We start from the raw sequence: 15,665 nt of genomic DNA on the forward strand, positions 1-15,665 counted from the left end.
GGGATCGGAGCCGGCTGTCTATCCTCGTGCCGGCTTCGTCTTGGCCTGCACACTTGCGCAAGAGCTTATGAAAATCAACAGTTTCTTAACCAAGGCTCGCGAATCGCTTGGATTAAGGTAAACGGGTAACCCTGTCGGGTTGACTGGATAATCGGGGCTGGACCAGTTACGCCGCCTTGGCGACGACGCGATTGCGGCCGCCGCTCTTGGCTTCGTAGAGCGCGAGGTCGGCACGCTTCATCAGCGCCGCCACCGTATCCACGCCCTTCAGCACCGACGACACGCCGACGCTGACGGTGACTTCGATCGTCTTGCCGTCCTGGCCGATGGCAAAAGGCGCTTGGGCAATTTCGGCGCGAATGCGCTCGGCCACCTTCTCGGCCACCGCGCCTTCGGTGTCCGGCATCACCACGACGAACTCCTCGCCACCGAAACGGCAGGCAAGGTCGATACCCCTGACATTCTTGCGCAGCCGTCGCGCAAATTCCCGCAACACCTCGTCGCCGCCATCATGGCCGTGCGCGTCGTTGATCGCCTTGAAGCGGTCGAGATCGGTGATCATCACCGACAACGGCCGGCGCCGTGCCACGGCGCGATCGAACAGCGTCTGCAGATGGCTGTCGAGATAGCGGCGGTTGTGCAGTCCGGTCAGGCCGTCGGTCACCGCCATTTCGATGGTCTGGGTGACGCTGGCGCGCAGCTGGTCGTTGTAGCGCTTGCGGCGCACCTGTGTACGCAGCCGCGCCGTCAGTTCCTGCTGGTCGATCGGCCGCATCAGATAGTCGTTGATGCCGAGCTCGAGGCCGCGGATGATGCGTTCCTCCTCGCCCTCCTCCGCCAAAAGAATGATCGGCACAAAGCGGGTGCGATCCAGCGAGCGCAACTGCGAACAGAGCCTCAGCGGATCGAAATCGGCGAATGCCGTCGAGATCATCACGCATTCATACGACGTCTCGGCGGCCTGGAAGAAACCGGCATGCGGATCGCTGGAGACATCGAGGTCGGCGCGGTCGCGCAGCATCTTCTGGATGCGCTCGACGGATGATTTACGCTCGTCGATCAAAAGCACTTTCGGCGTCGTGTCCTCGGACGCGAAATTGCGGCTCAAAAGCTCTTCGATGCCGATGTTGCGCGTCGTCGAAGCGCGCAGCCGCAACTCGTCGGTCAGCGACTTCAGGCGGACCAGGCTCTTGACGCGCGTCATCAGCTGCAGGTCGTTGACCGGCTTGGTCAGGAAGTCGTCGGCGCCGGCCTCGAGCCCGCGTACCCGGTCGGAAACCTGGTCGAGCGCGGTAATCATCACCACCGGAATGTGCGATGTCGCGGGATCGCTTTTCAGCCGCCGACAGACCTCGAAGCCGTCCATGTCAGGCATCATCACGTCGAGCAGTACGACATCGACCTTGCCGTTCTCGCAGGTTTCGATCGCATCCGGCCCGTTGGTGGCGGTCAGCACCTCGAAATATTCGGCCAGCAGCCGGACTTCCAGCAGCCGCACATTGGCAGGGATGTCGTCGACGACGAGGATCCGCGCAGTCATTTCACAAGGCTCCGGCTCGGCTGGAAGGATACATCACGCATCGCCCAGATAGGATTTGATGGTTTCGATGAAACGCGGCACCGAGATCGGCTTCGAAATATAGGCCTCGCAGCCACCCTGGCGGATGCGTTCCTCGTCGCCCTTCATTGCGAAGGCGGTCACCGCGATGACCGGGATGACGTGCAGCTCGTCGTCCTCCTTCAGCCATTTGGTCACCTCCAGCCCCGACACTTCAGGCAGTTGGATGTCCATCAAGATGAGATCCGGCCGGTGCTGGCGCGCCAGATCGAGCGCTTCCAGACCGTTGCGGGTGCGCACGGTCTCGTAACCGCTTGCCTCGATGAGGTCCCGAAAGAGCTTCATGTTGAGCTCATTGTCCTCGACGATCATGACCTTCTTCGGCATCGATATCCCGTCCCGGTCGTCCTTCCGCTCGAAGGCGACCGTCATGCGCCCATGTTTGAACGCACCAAACCCTGCTTCCTTTACGGCAATATGATTGACGAAACGGAAATCCGCGGCTGGAAAACTGCGCAAACTCCACCTCGCCCCCAGCGCGTCCAAAGGGCGCGCCACGCTCTAATGGCTTGCCGCAAGCAACTCTTGCCATTACTGCGGGAGAGACTCATTCCACACACCGAAGGTAGTGATGGCAAACGCAGCGTCAATGCGCGAAGAAGCGGAATCGATTGCCGTGAAGGCCTTGGGCTTCGTCGCCTCCGATCCGGAGCTGTTGCCGCGCTTTCTCGCAATCACCGGCATAGAGGCCCATTCGATCCGCAAAGCCGCCAGCGAGCCGGGGTTCCTGGCCGGTGTCCTGCAGTTCATTCTCGCCCACGAGCCGACACTGATGCGCTTTGCCGAGGAAACCGGCACGCCGCCGGCTGCTGTCGGCAAGGCCTTGCGGGCGCTGCCGCTGGGCGACGACAACCACGAGCATTCCATATGAGCGATGATCCCGAAACCGCGCGCCAGATCGCGGAACTTGCGGCCGACGACCGGCCGCTGCTGGTGCTCGACGTCGACGACGTCGTGCTCGAATTCATCCGCCCGTTTCCGAACTTCCTCAAGGCGCGTGGCTATGGTCTGACGCTGGCCTCCTTCCGGCTGACCGGCAATATTGCCGAGACGGCCAGCGGCCGGCTGATCGAACAGCCCGAAGTCACGGCACTCCTAGGCGATTTCTTTGACGCGCAAGCCGATTGGCAGAGCATCACGGATGGCTCGGCAGAGGCCCTGGCAGGGCTTGGCGACCGCGCGGAAGTCATCTTGCTGACGGCCATGCCGCACAGACACCGTGCCGTGCGTCGCGCCCATCTCGATGCCCTCGGGCTGAGCTACCCGCTTCTGACCACTGAAATGGCCAAGGGACCGGCAGTGGCCAAACTTCGCGGCAAGGCCGCCAGGCCGGTGGTCTTCGTCGACGATCAGCCGCACAATCTGGCGTCGGTGCGGGAATCGGTCGCCGATGCCGAACTCATCCACCTGATGGCCGACAATTCGCTGCGTGCGTTCCTGCCGCCGGTGCCCGACGACATCGTCGTCATCCAGGACTGGCATGAAGCCGCGCCGAAAATTGCAGTGGCGCTGGGGCTCTAAAGCCCGCCCTCAAGGGTTCAGTTTCGCGCCTGCTCCGCCGCTATCGTCTCCGCTGTCATCGTCCCCGCCGTCACCATCATCCACGCTGTCGTCCGCCGGATCGGCGGGCTTCAGCATGACGCCGTTGACGGTAACCGAACCATCGGCCTTGGCGTTGACGACCCATTCCAACCGGCCATCGGGCAGCGTCTTGCCAAAACCTTTCGCCATGAGGGCGACAGGCACATATTGCGCCACCTCCGGTTCCGACTTTGCCGCCTCCTGCAGGCCTTCGACAAGCTTGTCGAAGCCGGTGACATCGACCGTCACGTTTCCTTCGGGCTTTTCGCCGGGGAACGTCATCTCGCCTTCCAGCGCGATCTCCGTGTCCTTGTTCTTCACAGTGCTATGGCCGAGCACGACCTTCGGCGTCTTGGCCATGAAGTCGGCTTTGAGCTGCTCGCCGAACTCGGCCGACAGCGGCGGATCCTGATTGAGATCAAAGGCTTCGATCGCCTTCTTCGCCATGCTGTCGAGATCGATGTTGGCGCCGCCGAAGTTCAGGTCGATATCGGTGGGCAGCAGCGCGACACTCCAGCTCGGCACAAGCTGTAGCGGCACGGTCAACCCCGACGCCTTGATGCCATAGGTGATTTTGCCATTCTGGGCGACGCCGTCGGTGCCGAACGCAGTGCTGAGTTGCGTGGCGCCGAAATTGCCGACCGGACTTTCCACCGCGAAATCCTTGAAGCCGTAGGTTCCCTCGACACGCTCCCAAAGCGGCAAGGCGGCAAGCAGAAGCGATTTGAGCTGCGCCTGGTTGGCCTTCAGCGTCGCCTCGTCTTCATTGGCCACGCCAAATGCCAGGAGCTCGAGCAACGGCTTTGTCCGCACGCCCTTGCCGCTGGCTTCGACCGACAGTTCCGGCGACCTGACGGTGACCGGGAATTTCAGCCCGCTCTCTGGATCGTCGAAATTGATCGCTTCGACAAAACTCGACACCTTTTGCGAGGTCGTGAAATCGACGCCGCCGGTCGCGGACTTGGTCGCGGCAATGGTCGCCGTGCCGGCACCAGTGCTGGCTTCCATGTGCTGCTTGGCATCCTTCGATGCCATCGTCATGCCCGCCATCGAGCTGGTACCGCTGGTGAAGGCCGCCAGATTGGGGTCGTAGACGCCCGAGCCCTTGCCGTCCTTGATCGAAAACTGCGTGCTTTGCAGCCCCTCCGGCCCGTTGAACTCGAAGGAGGCGCTCTGCGAAAAATCCATCGAGACATCCCAGGACCCGTCGCTGCGCGGCTTCACCATCAAGGCATAGGGCGCAAAATCGAACTTCAGCAGCTTCTGGTCCGGGAATGACGCGGCAAGTGCCTTGAAATCAAACAGGATCTTGTAGGCGCCGCCTTCGAGCGAAACCTTCAGGATGCCTTTGTCGATCGCCTGCTTGCCGACATAGCGGGACAGGTCGTCGGACAATTGCTTCGCACCCTGGCTGTCGACGGTCTGGCCGAATGCAGGCGCGCTCAACGCAAGGAGGAAAACGAATGGCAGGGTACGGTTCACGCGAATTCTCCGTTTGACCTAGAAGGAACGTCAGTCTGGTATGAAATTACCACCACAACCGCAAGGTGAGATCAACAAGACCACCCAAGCGGACAATCTCAATCAAAGCACGAGCCGCATCAACGGCCGGCCCGCCTTGCGTTCCACGAGCCGCTCGAAACCAGCCTTCTCGAAGACCCGCGACGAGCCGACGAACAGGCCAATAGAGCGCGAATCGCGAGACAGGTCTATCGGGCACGCCTCGAGCAGCCGGGCTCCGTTCTTGCGGGCGAAATCGATGCCGCCTTCGACGAGGCGATGCGTGACGCCCCTGCCGCGCGCCTTGCTGCGGATGAAGAAGCAGGAGATTGCCCAGACGGCCGGATCTGTGGCGTCGGCAGGATCGACCGGTGCCGACCCCCTGCCCTGATTGTTCCATTCGGGCACGTCGGCGCGTGGTCCGATCTGCATCCAGCCGACCGCCTGACCATCCTCGAATGCCAGCAGACCCGGCGGCGGGCCGGCTTCGATGCGCGCCTTGATGTGGTCCTTGTTTCGTTCCCGGCTGCTCTCGCGACGCATCGCCGGAGCCAGCCGAAAATGCGTGCACCAGCAGCCATAGCAGGCGCCCTGCTTGCCGAAGAGGTCCTCGAAATCAGCCCAAAGCTCGGGCGCAAGCGGCGCTATGGTCGTGCTCATGCGTTCTCCCCAGGCTAGCCTTGTCGCTGGCCTTGCACTGTCGTACCATTGCTTCTGTTCTCTTTATGTTCGCAGCGATGGCGGCCTCTGTCAACAATCCCGATCACGGTTTTTGCCGCGACTGCCTGACGTTTCAGCGCGGTGAGACGCGCCGCTGCGAGCGCTGCGGCAGCCCCCGGCTTGCGCGTCATCCCGAGCTTTACCGGCTGCACCTGGCCCATATCGATTGTGACGCCTTCTATGCGGCGATCGAAAAGCGCGACAATCCGGCGCTCAAGGACAAGCCGCTGATCATCGGCGGCGGCAAGCGCGGCGTTGTCTCCACCGCATGCTACATTGCCCGCATCCAGGGCGTACGCTCGGCAATGCCGATGTTCAAGGCGCTCGAAGCCTGCCCCGAGGCGGTGGTCATCAGCCCCAACATGGAAAAATACGTGCGCGTCGGCCGCGAGGTGCGCGCCATGATGCAGGCGCTGACGCCGCTGGTCGAACCGCTCTCGATCGACGAGGCGTTTCTTGACCTCGCCGGCACCGAACGGCTGCACGGCCTGCCGCCGGCGGTGGTCCTGGCGCGCTTTGCGCTGACGGTCGAGAAGGAGATCGGCATCACCGTTTCGGCCGGCCTGTCCTACTGCAAGTTCCTGGCCAAGATAGCGTCGGACTTCCGCAAGCCGCGAGGCTTTTCGGTCATCGGCGAAGCCGAGGCGGTCGGCTTCCTGGCGGCGCAACCGGTGACCATGATCTGGGGCGTCGGCAAGGCGTTCAACGCCACGCTGGAACGCGACGGTATCCGCACCATCGGCCAGCTGCAGCAGATGGACCGCGGCGACCTGATGCGCCGCTACGGCACGATGGGCGACCGGCTCTACCACCTTTCGCGTGGTGAAGACGTTCGCCGCGTCGATCCCGACCAGGACGCCAAGAGCGTATCGGCCGAAACCACCTTCGACACCGACATCGCGTCGCTGGAAGAGTTGGTGGCGGTGCTAAGGGGGCTTTCGGAAAAGGTCTCGGCGCGGCTGAAGAAATCGGGCATTGCCGGGCGCACCGTGGTGCTGAAGCTGAAGACCCAGGATTTCAGGCTGCGCACGCGCAATCGCCAGCTCGGCGACCCGACCCGGCTCGCCGACCGCATCTTTCAAACCGGGGTGGAGCTTCTGCGCAAGGAAACCGATGGCACCAAATATCGGCTGCTCGGCATCGGCGTCAGCGACCTCTCTGACGACGACAAGGCCGACCCGCCCGATCTGGTCGACGTCCAGTCGCGCAAGCGCGCCATGGCCGAAGGCGCCATCGATGCCCTGCGCGATAAGTTCGGCCGCAAGGCGGTTGAAACCGGCTACACCTTCGGCAAGGGGCGCGAAGCCACCCCCCCTGAGCCGCTGGAAGACTGAGCGATCAGGTTCGCGTCAAATCGATACGGCTCGTCACCACGTTCTTGCCGGTTTTCGGGTCGGTGTCGATGACGGTCAGCCGGATGCCGTTCTCGCCTCTCTTCTCGACCGTCATCTGCGCCTTGCGGTCACCATTGACCTCCTTGGCCCAGCGGATGCCGAGATTGATCGCGTTGCCCGAGCGGCTGCCGTTGAGTTGCGCCGGCCCGGTACGAGACCCGACATAGACGCCGCTGTATTTTGCGCCTGTGATCTTCAAATTGGCACTGATGGCCCGCGACACCACAACGAGACCGCGGCAATTGCCATCCAGCGAGAGCGAAGTTGAGGTCGCGTTCGACTTGAATCTGCAAGATACACCAACGTTCGGCACATCCGTGGTTACCTGGACCGTGCCTTTGCCGGCGAAATTGCCCTTGAACGACTGGAGAAATTTGGTCTCGTCGGCATGCGCCGCGCCTGCCGCAACCAACAGGACGCTAGCAAGCGCGAATTGCGCGAATGATCTCATCGAAGCTCTCCTTGTCGGTTTGAAAAGGCAGGACAGTCCGCAAAAGCAAGCACGGCTGACTATCGGGACTCAACGCCCCTTGCCGTTCCAGGTTCCGCCCGCAACATCACCGTTTTGCAACATCCAGTCATTGCGACTGGCCCAGACAAATGCAGCGGCTAGCGATTGCGGCAGAGGCTCTGGCCTGCGACATAGCGCGAATGGCACCTACCCCCTCGATCCCCAAGGCCGCGTTCTGGATGGCGCTGTCGATCGCTTCGTTCCTGGCGATGTCGGTCGCCGGCCGCGCCACGACAGCCGAACTCAACGTCTTCCAGGTGCTGGAACTGCGCTCGGTGATCGGCCTTTTCATCCTTCTGCCGCTGGTGATGATGAGCGGCGGCTTTCCGGCCATGCGCACGCAGCGCCCCGTCGCCCATATCGCCCGCAACATCATCCACTATAGCGGCCAGGCGGCCTGGCTCTACGCCCTGACACTGATCCCGCTGGCCGTGCTGATCTCGATCGAATTCACCACACCGATCTGGACGGCTATCCTGGCGGTGATTTTCCTTGGCGAAAGGCTCTCACGGCCAAGGCTTGCAGCGATCCTGCTGGGGCTGATCGGCGTGGCGATCATCGTGCGCCCAGGTGCCGGCTCGGTCGATCCGGGGCATCTGGTCGTGCTCGGTGCCGCAGTCTGCTTCGGCATCTCGGTGGTCACGGTCAAGTCGCTGACCCGGACGGATAGCGTCGTGCGCATCATCTTCTGGATGCTGATCATCCAGTCGGTGGTCGGCCTCGTTCCGGCGCTCTATGAGTGGCGCAACCCGCCGCTGGCGCTGTGGCCATGGATTGTGCTGATTGCCTTCACCGGCATGTCTTCGCATTTCTGCATGGCCCGCGCGCTTGGCTATGCCGACGCGACCGTCATTTCGCCGATGGATTTCCTGCGCGTGCCGCTGTCGGCCCTGATCGGCTGGTTGCTCTATCAGGAGCAGATCGATGCTTTTACCGCCGGCGGCGCGCTGCTGATCCTGGCCGGCAACCTGCTCAACCTACAGCGCAGGCCGATAAAGCCGGCTGAAGTGGCTGCGTCGTAGCACTACCGCCGGTCAGTTCCCGTCATCGGGTATGTTGAGAACGTGCCCGCAGGCCTTGCAATGCACTGCATCCGGTTCATGCCGCTGCAGCCCGCATTGCGGACAGGGAAAGAACACCTTGGCCGGGCGGAAGATCGCCTGAGCCAGCCTGACGAACAGCGATATGCCGATGATCATGGTGACGATTGCCGTCAGCTTGCCGGCCATGCCCGGCAGCACGATGTCGCCGAAACCGGTGGTCGTCACCGTGGCGACGGTGAAATAGAGCGCGTCGATATAGTTTTCCAGGCCGGCGCCGGTGCGGAAGAAGAAGGTGTAGACGAAACCGGTGACGACGAACAGGAAGGTCAAGAGGTTGATGACCGCGTGGCTCGCCTCGCGCCACGGCCTCAGGCCGCGCATCTCGAGATGCCGCCAGAGTGAGCCGCTGCGCGACAGTGACCACAGCCGCAGAATGCGCAGAAAGGCGAGATTGGCGAGAGCCGTCGGCATCAGCAGCGTCAAAAGGATGAAGACGTCGACCCACGACGTCGGCTGCTTCATCAGCCGCAGCATGTTGTTGGAGGCAAGCAGCCGGGCAACGAGGTCTGCAGCGACGAGAGCGGCCGCCGAATAGTCGAGCCAGAGGAATGACGGCTTGTCCTGGAGAACCGGCGTCGCGATGAAGAAAGCGATGATGGCGAGGTCGATGACAACAGCCACCAGTTGGAACCGGAAAGCGGCCGGCGTGCGCCCATGATAGAGCTTGCGCAGCCTGTTGCGCAGCCGCGTCATCGCCGAATTTTCCTGCAATCCGTCCTTGTCGGCCGCTTTCATAACGATTGCGTAGCGTCCATAGCCAGGGCCGTCCAGTGGCTTAAGTTGCGGGAGCCCTCAGCTTTGCACCACTGTGCCGTCGGGTCCGACAAGGCCCCAGGCGGTGGCCGTGTCATAGAAGAACTGCTCCTTGGCGATGCGGTCACCGCGCCACTGCTGAAGCGCCACCTCTTCCAGGCGCCGGACGGCGCCGTCCATGTCGATCCTGTCGAATGTCCAACGGATGGCGACGTTGTCGCCGTCGACCAGAAAAATCTGGACCGGATGCGTATGCATCCTCTGGATCCGTTCCAGAACCGATTGCTCGCGTGCCATCAGCGCTTCCCTGCCCTTACGCGGGACGCCGAGATTCTCCTGCATGGTCGCATCGTCATGGTAGAAGTCGGCGATCGCCTTGACGTGGCTGCCTTCGACCACTTCCTTGAGGAAAGCTTCAACGCGTTCGCGGCTGGGCATGATGGCGCATTCCTGTCTGGCCCACGGCTGCATCGCCGAGGCTCTGATTGGGGCCGAATTCGAAAACGGCGAGTTCATTTCGAGCGTGCTCGATGCATGTGGTTCAAACCACAACAACTTCAACCGCAGCAGGCACCCTGACCCTATCAGACAGGGTGCCAGGCCTAGCGGGGGGGGTCTCAATCCGTGATGTGCTTGCCGACGTCTATCCGATTGCCGTCCGGATCATCGTTTGCCTGAATATCAGCACAGCTTACACCAGCTCCACTTCCACCACGCCCGGCACCGCGCGCATCGCCGAGGCGATCTGAGGCGAAATCCGGTAGCGGTTAGGCAGCTCGATCTCGATTTCCCCCTCGCCTTCTTCCTTGATCAGCACGAAGCTGACCTGGCCCTCGCCCCTGACAGCCAGTTGGCCGGCCAGTGTGTTGATCGGCGAGGCGTTGCGCACGAAAATGCGCAGGGCCTTCTGGATGCGGCTTGCCTCGTCCTCCAGCGATTGTACCGAGTTGATGCGCAAATTGACGCCTTCCGGCCTGTCCTCGGCCGCAACGGTGATAACGACGGAGCGGCCGGCCTCGAGCAGGTCGCGATACTGCGCCAGTCCTTCCGAAAACAGAACGGCTTCGTACTGACCGGATGTATCGGAAAAGGCGATAACGCCCATCTTGTTGCCGGTGCGCGTCTTGCGCTCCTGCTTGGATGTTACCGTGCCGGCAAGACGGCCGGCGGCGGCACCGCGCTTGACGGCCGCCGAAAACTCGGCCCACGTCTGCACCCGCATCTTCTGCAGGGCCGCCTTGTACTCGTCGAGCGGGTGCGCCGAGAGATAGAAGCCGACCACCTGGAATTCGCGGTGCAGCCGGTCGGCGGCGAGCCACGGTTCCGTCACCGGCAGATTGAGCGCCTGCGACTGGGCGCCGAGCGAGGCGCCGAAGATGTCGTGCTGGCCGGAGACCGCATTCTGCTGCGCCAGCGACGCCAGCCCCATCATCCGCTCGACGCCTACCATCATCGAGGCACGATCGTGGCCGAAGCAGTCGAGCGCGCCGGCCATGATCAGGCTTTCGAAGACGCGCTTGCCGACGATCTTTGGATCGACCCGCTCGCAGAAATCAGCGAGGCTCTTGAACGGCTTTTCGCCACGCTGGGCAACGATGTGCTCGACCGCCGCGTCGCCGACACCCTTGAGCGCGGCCAGCGAATAATAGATGCGGTTCTCACCGACCTCGAAGGGCCGAAAGCTCGATATCACCGACGGCGCCAGAACCTCGATGCCGAGACGCAGCGCGTCCTGGCGGAAGTCGGCGAGCTTGTCGGTGTTGCCCATGTCGAGCGTCATCGACGCCGCCAGGAACTCGACCGGATAATGCGCCTTGAGATAGGCGGTCTGGTACGAGACCACGGCATAAGCGGCGGCGTGCGACTTGTTGAAACCATAGTCGGCGAACTTGGCCAGCAGGTCGAAAATGAAGTCGGCTTGCGGCTTGCCGACGCCACGCTCGACCGCGCCGGAGACGAAGCGCTCGCGCTGCTTGTCCATCTCGGCGCGGATCTTCTTGCCCATGGCACGGCGCAAAAGATCGGCTTCGCCGAGCGAATAGCCGGAAAGCTCCTGCGCGATCTGCATCACCTGTTCCTGGTAGACGATGACGCCTTGCGTCTCCTTCACCAGATGGTCGATCTTGGGGTGGATCGACGCCATCTCCTCCTCGCCATGCTTGCGGGCGTTGTAGGTCGGGATGTTCTCCATCGGTCCCGGCCGGTAGAGCGCGACCAGCGCGATGATGTCCTCTATGCAATCGGGCCGCATGCCGATCAGCGCCTTGCGCATGCCGGCACTTTCCACTTGGAACACGCCGACCACCTCGCCGCGCGACAGCATCGCATAGGTGTCGGGATCGTCGAGCGGGATGGTCGCCAGGTCGATCTCGATACCGCGCCGGCGGATCAGCTTAACCGCCGTCTCCAGCACGGTCAGCGTCTTCAGGCCGAGGAAGTCGAACTTCACCAGTCCGGCCTGCTCGACATACTTCATGTTGAACTGGGTGACCGGCATGTCCGAGCGCGGATCGCGGTACATCGGCACCAGTTCCGACAGCGGCCGGTCGCCGATGACGATGCCGGCGGCGTGCGTCGAGGCGTGGCGGTAGAGGCCTTCCAGCTTCTGCGCCATGTCGAGCAGCGTTTGGACGATCGGCTCCCTTTCGGCCTCTTCGGCAAAGCGCGGCTCATTGGCGATGGCGTCGGCGAGCTTGACCGGATTGGCCGGATTCTGCGGCACCATCTTGGAGAGCTTGTCGACCTGGCCATAGGGCATCTGCAGCACGCGGCCGACGTCGCGCAGCACGGCGCGGGCCTGCAGGGTACCGAAGGTGATGATCTGGCCAACCTGGTCGCGACCGTATTTCTGCTGGACGTAGCGGATGACCTCCTCGCGGCGATCCTGGCAGAAGTCGATGTCGAAGTCGGGCATCGACACGCGATCGGGGTTGAGGAAGCGTTCGAACAGAAGCGAAAAGCGCAGCGGATCGATGTCAGTGATGGTCGTCGAATAGGCGACCAGCGACCCCGCGCCCGAACCGCGCCCCGGCCCGACCGGAATGCCCTGTGCCTTCGCCCATTTGATGAAATCGGCAACGATCAGGAAATAGCCGGGAAACTTCATCTTGGTGATGATGCCGAGCTCGAAATTCAACCGCTCGCGATACTGCTCGACCGTGTAGCCTGATGTCGGGCCATGCGCGGCCAGCCGCGCGTCGAGCCCCTCATGCGCCTGGCGGGCCAGTTCGTCGGCTTCCGCCTGAACGGCGGCTTCATTGTCGGCGACATCGCCGCCGGTGAAGCGCGGCAGGATCGGGTTGCGGTTCTTCGGGTAGTAGGAACAGCGCAGCGCGATCTCGACAGTGTTGTCGATCGCTTCCGGCAGGTCGGCGAACAGCCTGGCCATATCGGCCTGGCTGCGCAGGAAATTGTCTGGCGACAGCCGGCGACGATTGTCGACGGCAACGACGGAACCCTCGGCAATGGCGATCAGCGCGTCATGCGCGTCATAGTCGTCGCGGGCCGAGAAGAACGCCTCGTTGGTGGCGACCAGCGGCAGTTCATGCGCATAAGCCAGATCGATCGAGGATTTCTCGATCACGCGATCATAGCCGGACACCCGGTCAAGCTCGACATAGAGGCGATCGCCGAACATCGCCTTGAGGGTCAAAAGCCGTGCCTCGGCCAGATCGCGGCGATCTTCCTTGAGCGCAATGCCGATCGGGCCGCGCGGCCCGCCACTGAGGCAGATCAGCCCGTCACAATAACCTTGCATCATTTCGGTGGTCAGGTGGACCGCCTCGCCTGGCGGCGTTTCGAGGTAGACGCGGCTGACCAACCTGACCAGATTGGAATAGCCGGCCTCGGTCGCGGCGAGCAGGACGACTGGCCGCATGTCAGGGCCTTGCCGCCTGCGATCGCGCTGGCCGTCGCTGTTTTCGCCGGAAAAGGCGAGTGCAGTCTGGCAGCCGATGATCGGCTGGATGCCGTCCTTCACCGCCTTCTGCGCGAACTCAAGCGCGCCGAACAGATTATTGGTGTCGGTGACGGCAATGGCCGGGGCTTCGTCCTTGACCGCGTGAGCCACCACCTTGCCGATCTGCAAGGCGCCTTCCAGCAGCGAATAGGCCGAATGCACGCGCAGATGGACGAAGGGCCGCGCCGGTGCCTCCGGACGCGCAGCCGCTATCGCGGCTTCGCGCTTCAGGGGATCGCGGGGAAGTTTTTCGTCGGCCATGGTGCTGCGTAAAGGTCCCGAGTCGAAAGAGATGTATTGTCCGGGACCGCGCGATGCCAGTCCAGCACAAAACCACTGCTGATCACAGGCTGCCTGCCGGCTAGCCTTACGCGAATTCCATGATCACCGCATCCACCGCCAAACTGTCGCCTGGTTTGGCGTTGAGTTTCGACACGACAAGGTCGCGTTCGGCGCGCAGCACGTTTTCCATCTTCATCGCTTCGACCACTGCCAGGGTCTCGCCGACCTTGACCTCCTGACCCTCGGCAACGGCAATCGACACGACAAGGCCAGGCATCGGACAAAGCAGCAGTTTCGACGTGTCCGGCGCTATCTTTTCGGGCATCAGCCTTTCCAGCTCGGCGGTGCGCGGCAGCATGGCGCGCGCGGTCACCGACATGCCCTTCCAGGCAATGCGAAAGCCATTGGCAACCGGCCTGATCTGAGCCGTAACCTTGCGCTTGCCCACCGTGCCGCGCCAGATCAGATCGCCCGGCCGCCAGTCGGAGGCAACCGTCAGCGCCTTGCCGCCCTCGATCGACAGATCGATTTCCATCGGAATGGAAATCATGCCTTCGAGGATCGACGCCGACAGATAGTCATCGCCGATCTTCACCACCCAGTCGCGCTTCAGCGCTCCAGAATGCGGCGCCAGCCGCCCGCCCAGCCGGTCGAGCCGATCGCGGCGCAGCAGTTCCACCGCGGTCGCGATCGACGCCAGCACGGCTTTCTCATCGTCGTTCGGTACGACAGGGGCAAAGCCGTCAGGGTATTCCTCGGCGATGAAACCGGTCGATATCTGACCATCCCGCCAGCGCGGATGCTGCATCAAGGCAGCCAGGAACGGAATGTTGTGCTCGATGCCGTCGACGACAAAGCTGTCGAGCGCTTCCGACATGGCGTCGATGGCTTCCAGACGCGTCGGCGCCCAGGTGCACAGCTTGGCGAGCATCGGATCGTAGAACATCGAGATTTCGGAGCCTTCGGTGACGCCGGTGTCGTTGCGGATCACGACATCGCCGAACCGTCCTTCCTCCGGCGGCCGGTAGCGAGTCAGCCGGCCGATCGAGGGCAGGAAATTGCGGTATGGATCCTCGGCGTAGAGTCGGCTTTCCACCGCCCAGCCGTTCAGCTTGACGTCGCTCTGCTTCAGGGCGAGCTTTTCACCGGCCGCCACGCGGATCATCTGCTCGACCAGATCGATGCCGGTGACGAGCTCCGTCACCGGATGCTCGACCTGCAATCGTGTATTCATTTCAAGGAAATAGAAGTTCTTGTCCTTGTCCACGATGAACTCGACCGTGCCGGCGCTCTGGTAGTCCACGGCCCTGGCCAGCGCCACCGACTGCTCGCCCATGGCCTTGCGTGTCTCGGCATCAAGGAAGGGCGACGGCGCCTCTTCGGCGACCTTCTGGTTGCGACGCTGGATCGAGCATTCGCGCTCGCCGAGATAGAGCGCGTTGCCATGCGCGTCGGCCAGCACCTGGATTTCGATATGGCGCGGATCGACGACGAATTTCTCGATAAAGACGCGATCATCACCGAACGAGCTCTTGGCTTCCGATCGCGCCCGATCGAAGCCGTCGCGCACTTCCGACTGGTCCCAGGCGATGCGCATGCCCTTGCCGCCGCCGCCGGCGGAAGCCTTGATCATCACGGGATAGCCGATCTCGCCGGCGATCTTTTCCGCATGGTCGGCATTCTCGATGACGCCGAGCCAGCCGGGCACGGTGGAAACCTTGGCGGCGTTGGCGAACTTCTTCGATTCGATCTTGTCGCCCATCGCCTTGATGGCCTTGGGCTTCGGGCCGATGAAGATGATGCCTTCCGCTTCCAGCGCCTCACAAAAGGCCGCCCGCTCGGACAAGAAGCCATAACCGGGATGCACAGCCTGCGCACCCGTCTCCTTGCAAGCAGCGATGATCTTTTCGGGCACGAGATAGCTCTGCGCCGCGGGCGAAGGCCCGATATGCACCGCCTCGTCGGCCATCTCGACATGCACGGCATCGCGATCGGCATCGGAATAGACGGCGACCGTGGCGATGCCCATCCTGCGCGCCGTCCTGATGACGCGGCAAGCGATCTCGCCGCGGTTGGCGATCAGGATCTTAGTGAACATCAAAGGCGTTTCCCTCAGGTCTTTCGTCCTTCTTATGGGCTTCGGCACGTGGGCTCAAGCACTGTACCGCCGAGTGGCGATCCTCCGGTTTCTGCCTTGCCAGATGGATGCCGCTCGACGAAGGCTAAGTCGCCGCCACAGGAAAAC

13 protein-coding genes are annotated in these 15,665 nt (G+C 62.6%); 4 read left to right on the plus strand and 9 right to left on the minus strand.

Features of this window, described 5'->3' with window-relative positions; translation table 11 throughout:
• Nucleotides 1–166 precede the first annotated feature (166 nt).
• Both ACFOJ9_RS17000 and ACFOJ9_RS17005 read right to left on the minus strand, forming a co-directional pair.
• Nucleotides 167–1,540, minus strand: a complete 1,374-nt coding sequence (locus ACFOJ9_RS17000) for a PleD family two-component system response regulator (protein ID WP_109671486.1) — start codon at nucleotides 1,538–1,540, stop codon at nucleotides 167–169.
• 33 nt (nucleotides 1,541–1,573) lie between these two features.
• Nucleotides 1,574–1,945 carry a response regulator gene (locus ACFOJ9_RS17005; RefSeq protein ID WP_013531932.1) on the minus strand — a complete coding sequence of 124 codons (372 nt, stop codon included), beginning with the start codon at nucleotides 1,943–1,945 and terminating at the stop codon, nucleotides 1,574–1,576.
• A gap of 244 nt (nucleotides 1,946–2,189) precedes the next feature.
• Between ACFOJ9_RS17005 and ACFOJ9_RS17010 the strand changes: the two genes are divergently transcribed.
• Together ACFOJ9_RS17010 and ACFOJ9_RS17015 are read left to right on the plus strand one after the other, a co-directional pair.
• Nucleotides 2,190–2,489, plus strand: a complete 300-nt coding sequence (locus tag ACFOJ9_RS17010) for a DUF3572 domain-containing protein (RefSeq protein WP_056582159.1) — start codon at nucleotides 2,190–2,192, stop codon at nucleotides 2,487–2,489.
• Nucleotides 2,486–3,139 carry a hypothetical protein gene (locus ACFOJ9_RS17015; RefSeq protein WP_378980066.1) on the plus strand — a complete coding sequence of 218 codons (654 nt, stop codon included), beginning with the start codon at nucleotides 2,486–2,488 and terminating at the stop codon, nucleotides 3,137–3,139. The genes ACFOJ9_RS17010 and ACFOJ9_RS17015 overlap by 4 nt, the downstream gene beginning before the upstream one ends.
• 9 nt (nucleotides 3,140–3,148) lie before the next feature.
• Here ACFOJ9_RS17015 and ACFOJ9_RS17020 read toward each other — a convergent pair whose 3' ends face one another.
• Both ACFOJ9_RS17020 and ACFOJ9_RS17025 read right to left on the minus strand, forming a co-directional pair.
• Entirely contained in the window at nucleotides 3,149–4,681 is a 1,533-nt protein-coding gene (locus ACFOJ9_RS17020; RefSeq protein ID WP_378980068.1) for a hypothetical protein, read from the minus strand.
• A gap of 102 nt (nucleotides 4,682–4,783) precedes the next feature.
• Entirely contained in the window at nucleotides 4,784–5,359 is a 576-nt protein-coding gene (locus ACFOJ9_RS17025) for a GNAT family N-acetyltransferase (protein WP_378980069.1), read from the minus strand.
• 65 nt (nucleotides 5,360–5,424) lie between these two features.
• Between ACFOJ9_RS17025 and ACFOJ9_RS17030 the strand changes: the two genes are divergently transcribed.
• Nucleotides 5,425–6,753 (plus strand): DNA polymerase IV, encoded by a 1,329-nt coding sequence (locus ACFOJ9_RS17030; protein ID WP_378980071.1) that lies wholly within the window; start codon nucleotides 5,425–5,427, stop codon nucleotides 6,751–6,753.
• Nucleotides 6,754–6,757: 4 nt separating this feature from the next.
• Here the strand turns inward: ACFOJ9_RS17030 and ACFOJ9_RS17035 are convergent, their stop codons facing one another.
• Nucleotides 6,758–7,264, minus strand: coding sequence for a hypothetical protein (locus tag ACFOJ9_RS17035; protein ID WP_378980072.1), 507 nt, complete (start codon nucleotides 7,262–7,264; stop codon nucleotides 6,758–6,760).
• A 200-nt stretch (nucleotides 7,265–7,464) separates the two neighbouring features.
• On the opposite strand from ACFOJ9_RS17035, the gene ACFOJ9_RS17040 reads away from it, so the two are divergent.
• A complete protein-coding gene (locus ACFOJ9_RS17040; RefSeq protein ID WP_378980074.1) occupies nucleotides 7,465–8,346 on the plus strand; it encodes a DMT family transporter in 882 nt (293 codons plus the stop codon).
• A 12-nt stretch (nucleotides 8,347–8,358) separates the two neighbouring features.
• Here ACFOJ9_RS17040 and ACFOJ9_RS17045 read toward each other — a convergent pair whose 3' ends face one another.
• The 4 genes from ACFOJ9_RS17045 to ACFOJ9_RS17060 form a co-directional block, all read right to left on the minus strand.
• Nucleotides 8,359–9,162: a potassium channel family protein gene (locus ACFOJ9_RS17045; RefSeq protein WP_378980077.1), complete on the minus strand. Its 804-nt coding sequence runs from the start codon at nucleotides 9,160–9,162 to the stop codon at nucleotides 8,359–8,361.
• Between the two features lie 57 nt (nucleotides 9,163–9,219).
• Nucleotides 9,220–9,618, minus strand: coding sequence for a nuclear transport factor 2 family protein (locus ACFOJ9_RS17050; protein WP_378980079.1), 399 nt, complete (start codon nucleotides 9,616–9,618; stop codon nucleotides 9,220–9,222).
• A 253-nt stretch (nucleotides 9,619–9,871) separates the two neighbouring features.
• Nucleotides 9,872–13,399, minus strand: a complete 3,528-nt coding sequence (gene dnaE, locus ACFOJ9_RS17055) for a DNA polymerase III subunit alpha (protein WP_378980081.1) — start codon at nucleotides 13,397–13,399, stop codon at nucleotides 9,872–9,874.
• A gap of 106 nt (nucleotides 13,400–13,505) precedes the next feature.
• Nucleotides 13,506–15,518, minus strand: coding sequence for an acetyl-CoA carboxylase biotin carboxylase subunit (locus ACFOJ9_RS17060; protein WP_378980083.1), 2,013 nt, complete (start codon nucleotides 15,516–15,518; stop codon nucleotides 13,506–13,508).
• Between the last annotated feature and the right edge of the window lie 147 nt (nucleotides 15,519–15,665).

Origin of the sequence: Mesorhizobium cantuariense (genome assembly GCF_042647205.1) — a bacterium.
Taxonomy (GTDB): domain Bacteria; phylum Pseudomonadota; class Alphaproteobacteria; order Rhizobiales; family Rhizobiaceae; genus Mesorhizobium; species Mesorhizobium cantuariense.